This is a genomic window from Streptomyces sp., assembly GCF_019510245.1.
Taxonomy (GTDB): domain Bacteria; phylum Actinomycetota; class Actinomycetes; order Streptomycetales; family Streptomycetaceae; genus Streptomyces.
This window is the reverse complement of record NZ_JAEKKT010000429.1, coordinates 1-2,909: the sequence shown is the minus strand read 5'-3', so window position 1 is coordinate 2,909 and position 2,909 is coordinate 1. Positions and strand designations below refer to the sequence as shown.

The 2,909-nt window shown below is 67.7% G+C and carries 5 protein-coding genes; 2 read left to right on the top strand and 3 right to left on the bottom strand.

Annotated features, from left to right (window positions below):
* Positions 1-15 precede the first annotated feature (15 nt).
* From JF597_RS53430 to JF597_RS53420, 3 genes are all read right to left on the bottom strand, one after another.
* Positions 16-201, bottom strand: coding sequence for a transposase (locus JF597_RS53430; RefSeq protein ID WP_294014271.1), 186 nt, complete (start codon positions 199-201; stop codon positions 16-18).
* A 164-nt stretch (positions 202-365) separates the two neighbouring features.
* Positions 366-701, bottom strand: coding sequence for a hypothetical protein (locus tag JF597_RS53425; RefSeq protein WP_294014269.1), 336 nt, complete (start codon positions 699-701; stop codon positions 366-368).
* 41 nt (positions 702-742) lie between these two features.
* Positions 743-1,501, bottom strand: a complete 759-nt coding sequence (locus tag JF597_RS53420; RefSeq protein WP_294014267.1) for a nuclear transport factor 2 family protein — start codon at positions 1,499-1,501, stop codon at positions 743-745.
* 103 nt (positions 1,502-1,604) lie between these two features.
* On the opposite strand from JF597_RS53420, the gene JF597_RS53415 reads away from it, so the two are divergent.
* On the top strand, positions 1,605-2,480 hold the full coding sequence (locus JF597_RS53415) for an AraC family transcriptional regulator (protein WP_294014265.1): 876 nt from the start codon (positions 1,605-1,607) through the stop codon (positions 2,478-2,480).
* Positions 2,470-2,727 carry a hypothetical protein gene (locus JF597_RS53410; RefSeq protein ID WP_294014263.1) on the top strand — a complete coding sequence of 86 codons (258 nt, stop codon included), beginning with the start codon at positions 2,470-2,472 and terminating at the stop codon, positions 2,725-2,727. The genes JF597_RS53415 and JF597_RS53410 overlap by 11 nt, the downstream gene beginning before the upstream one ends.
* Positions 2,728-2,909: the final 182 nt, after the last annotated feature.

Here is a 2,909-nt window from a genome sequence, read left to right as displayed (position 1 = left end):
TGTTTCTTGCAGCCCTCAAGAAAATGCACAACATTGGTCGTCCGAGGGCAGGTCGGCCCACTTGGCGCCGTTGTCGGCCACATAGCGGACCGCGTCGATCATCTGCCTGTGGCAGAAGCCCTTCGGTCGGCTGCCCCGCCCCTCCAAGCAGGCAGGAACTGGGAGCACGACCCGGATGACCTGCCACTCCACCTCCGTCATGTCTGAGGCATGGGACGGGGTGCGGTCCGGTCGGTCCGCCCGTTGCCGAACCTGTGCGCGAGGCAGTCACACGACAGGGACGGCGAGTTGGACTCCACGCACACGGGCACGAGAGGCTGCGGCAACAGGACATCCTGGTGATCGGTTTGGTTTGCATCCCCGAGCTACCAAGAGGCCCTGCTGTCATGCGCCGGCCCTTGCGCGATCACCCGATCATGAACCCTGTCCGGCCAGGCCGGCCCCGTGATCGGTAAGTGGATGGCGTCCAAGCGGCGGCTGGCGCAGCGGCACGAGGCCGGCTGCTTGTAGCCGCTGAGGCTGCGCGCGGCGAGTGTTTCCAACGCCGCCGGATCGACCGTCAGACTTGGTCGTGGCTGCACATAGGCGACGACGACTTCTCCCCATTTCTTGTCGGGGACGCCGATCACAGCGGTCTCGAGGACCGACGGATCACCGGCCGACAGTTGTCGGCGCTGAGCTCGATCGTCTTTCCGGCCCATCGGGGTGTGCCCGTCGCGTCATCGCCTTTCTGGTCCGGCGATCAGAACAGGCCGTTGTCGTGCGGCAGGGTGTCCGGGATGGGAGCCACGATGTCCCAGTGCTCGACGATCCTGCCGTCGGCAACCCGGAACAGGTCCCAGTACGCGACCGGAACATCGAACACGCCCTCGGTGACCACCAACACGAGGTTGCCCTCGGCGATCACCCGGTGAGTCGTCCCGTAGGCGATCTTCTTGCCCTGCTCGGTCCACGCCGCGAAGGCGGCGCCGAGCCCGGCAAGCCCGTCAGCGACCTCCGGGTGGTGCTGGTCGTACTGCTCGGTGGAGATGAAGTCGGTCACCACGGAGAAGTCACCACCCTTGAGGATCTTCTCGACGAACCCGAGGACCAAGGCACGGTTGGCCTCAGTCTTGTCGAGCTCGGTGACCTCTGCCGGGCCGTCGACCTGCGAGCGGCCCGAGACGGTCTTGGTGGCCTGGGGGGTGAGCGCGTCCCAGTGCTCGGCGAGCTTGTCGTCGGCGACGCGGAACAGGTCGAGGGCGACCAGCGGGTCCGGACCGAAGCCGTGGTAGACGCCGTGGACCGCGACCAGGTCGCCCTCGGCGATGACCCGGGCGACCTCGTGACGGACGTCGTCGGTGAGGGACTCGATCAGCCCACGCAGGCCTTCGGGGCCGTCGGGCGCGGCCGAGCTGTGCTGGCGGTAGTCGGCGGCGACCCACCGGTCGACGGCGGTCACGTCCTTGTCGCCGAAAAGCTCCTTGACCGCGGTGAGGACGGTGGTCTTGTTGTCGCTCATGTTCGTCATTCCCTCGTGCTTGTGGCCTGGTGGGCGGCTTGTGGTTCTGGCATCAACATTGGGCCAAAATTCGGTCGGTGCTGCGGTAGATTCTGGTCTCGTGATGGTGAATTTCGGACAGAGCACCGGCATCCTGAGGGTGGACTTCGACGCGGGCGTCGGAACTCCGGCCGGCGTCGAGGTGATGTCACTGGCCGAGTTCCGGCGGCGTGGGGCCGTCAGGTTCACGACACCGCAACGCCCCGATTTCCACCACCTCATCGCCGCGGTCAGCGGGACGCTGAGGCAGGAGGTCGACTTCACCACCTACGAGGCGACCCCCGGGAGGTGGTTGTGGATCCGTCCGGGGCAGGTCCACAGGTGGGGAGACCTGAGCAAGGTCGAGGGGCATCTGGTGCTCTTCGAGAGCGACTTCCTCGATCCGATGGTCGCGGCGCGCTTGGAGACGTCGGGTGGCCCGGTGCAGTACGACGCCGTCGACGACCATGCCGTCGATCTGGCGATCGAGCACCTCTGTCACGAGTACGGTGCCGTCGGCACGAGTCCGCTCGACGTGCACATCGCCATCCTGCGGCACCTGCTGTCCGTGCTGGTGCTCCGCCTGGCCGACCGGCCGGGTGGGCTTCCCGGGCCTAAGGAAGACAGCGAGACCTTCCGCCGATTCCGCGAGGCGGTCGAGCGGGACTTCACCAAGACCCATCAGGTCGCTGACTACGCGAGAGCCCTGGGCTACTCCCCGCGCACGCTGAGGAGGGCAACCGCATCAGCGGTCGGCACCAACGCCAAGGAGTTCATCGACGAACGCGTCATGCTGGAAGCCAAGCGCCGCCTGGCCCACAGCGACGAGACGGCCGCCCGCATCGCCGCACACCTCGGCTTCAGCAGTGCCACCAACTTCAACAAGTACTTCCAGTCCCGAACCGGACAGAGCCCGATCCAGTTCAGGAACGCGGCCCGACATCCACGAGGTGGGGCCTGACGCCGCGGACGGCACTCGACGACGCGACCTCGGCACGGCCACGACCACCGGAGCGACCGGTCCCCACGGCCGCACCAAGCACCTCCTGCACCTGGCCGCCCACTCCGGCCTCCCCGACGTACTCGCCGCCGAGGCCGACGCCCAGGGCACCGCCGCCCGCAGCCCGGAGCACACCGAAGGCCTGGCCGCCTTCACTGCGAAACGCGCCCCGCGCTTCGCGACAACCGGTCGACTTGAACAGGGCTGACGGCCGGGAACGCCTGACACAGCGCAGTTCCGCACAGGCCCCGGCGCCGTGCGACAGGGCGGCCCCGCACCGTCGCACGGCGCGCATGCTCGGCATCCTCGCAGCATGCACCGGAGCAGCCGCTCCTTCGATGCCCTCGCCGCGATCGGCTCCTGCATGTGCTCATGGCCAATCACCAGGCC

Coding starts and splice junctions, on each gene's coding strand:
- JF597_RS53415 (WP_294014265.1), top strand. CDS start 1,605: ATGGTGAATTTCGGACAGAGCACCGGCATCCTGAGGGTGGACTTCGAC.
- JF597_RS53425 (WP_294014269.1), bottom strand. CDS start 701: ATGGGCCGGAAAGACGATCGAGCTCAGCGCCGACAACTGTCGGCCGGT.
- JF597_RS53420 (WP_294014267.1), bottom strand. CDS start 1,501: ATGAGCGACAACAAGACCACCGTCCTCACCGCGGTCAAGGAGCTTTTC.
- JF597_RS53430 (WP_294014271.1), bottom strand. CDS start 201: ATGACGGAGGTGGAGTGGCAGGTCATCCGGGTCGTGCTCCCAGTTCCT.